Source organism: Vreelandella rituensis (assembly GCF_003336665.1).
Taxonomy (GTDB): domain Bacteria; phylum Pseudomonadota; class Gammaproteobacteria; order Pseudomonadales; family Halomonadaceae; genus Vreelandella; species Vreelandella rituensis.
In genome coordinates this window covers 1-1076 of record NZ_QPIJ01000156.1, presented here as the reverse complement: position 1 = coordinate 1076, position 1076 = coordinate 1, and the positions used below count along the sequence as shown (strand labels likewise).

Below are 1076 nucleotides of genomic sequence, written 5' to 3'. Positions count from 1 at the left end.
TCTTTCACCCATAGCGAATGGTCCTCTTGCATCAGGTTCTTGCCGGAACGTACTGATTTTTATAGAGGTTACCATTCGCTATCTTCGTTTTCAGGCCTGCGTCGTGAATAACCCGGGCTGACACCTTTCGTGATCCGGTTGCGGGATCGCTGCCTGAGTGACTGCACCTTGCAGCCAACCCTGCTGGCTGCCGATCCGGGCAGCAAGGGAACCGGGCTGGCGCTGATGCGGCTGGAAAACAACGCAACGGAAGAAAAGGCACCGGCAATCCGCCATGTGCTTTGCCTATTTCAGTTGGTGCATCGGGGCTTCCAGATTCGCCAAGCCTTGGAACAACGCGCTGGTTTTCGGCGTCGGCGTCGCAGCAAGAACCTGCGTTATCGTCAGCCGCGTTTTGATAACCGCACGCGCAAGAAGGGCTGGCTGCCGCCCAGCCTGCAACACCGGGTCGATACCACCATGGCCTGGGTGGACAAGCTGTGCCGCTGGGCGCCGGTGACTCACCTGAGCATGGAGCTGGTGCGCTTCGATCTACAGAAGATGGAAAACCCGGAGATTTCCGGCATTGAGTATCAACAAGGCACGCTCCTGGGCTATGAGGTGCGTGAATACCTGCTGGAAAAATGGGGGCGTGAGTGCGCCTACTGCGGTACCGGTGATACGCCCCTGGAGATCGAGCATGTGGTAGCGAAATCTCGGGACGGCTCTAGCCGGGTGGCCAACCTGACCATCGCCTGTCACGACTGCAACCAGGCCAAGGACAGCCAGTGGCTTGCTGATTTCTTTACCACCAACAAGGGACTCAAGAAACGCCTCAAAGCCAATGGCTTGTCGGCAGACGTCCGCCTTGAGCGCGTCCAGCGCCAGCTCAAATTACCGCTGCGGGATGCCACCGCTGTCAATGCCACCCGCTGGGCGCTGTTCGGAGCCATGAAAACCACCGGCCTGCCGGTCACCGTGGGCAGTGGCGGTCGCACCAAGTACAACCGTCAGCGGCTGGGCATTCCCAAGACCCACGCCCTGGATGCGGCCTGTGTCGGCAAGTTCGACACCCTGAAAGGCTGGCGGGTACCCAC

General features: G+C 59.7%; 1 protein-coding gene. It reads left to right on the top strand.

The genetic code is table 11. The features are described 5' to 3' along the window. Window positions 1-129 precede the first annotated feature (129 nt). A partial coding sequence (gene iscB / locus DU506_RS21245) for an RNA-guided endonuclease IscB (protein ID WP_235825883.1) occupies window positions 130-1076 on the top strand: 947 nt, incomplete at its 3' end.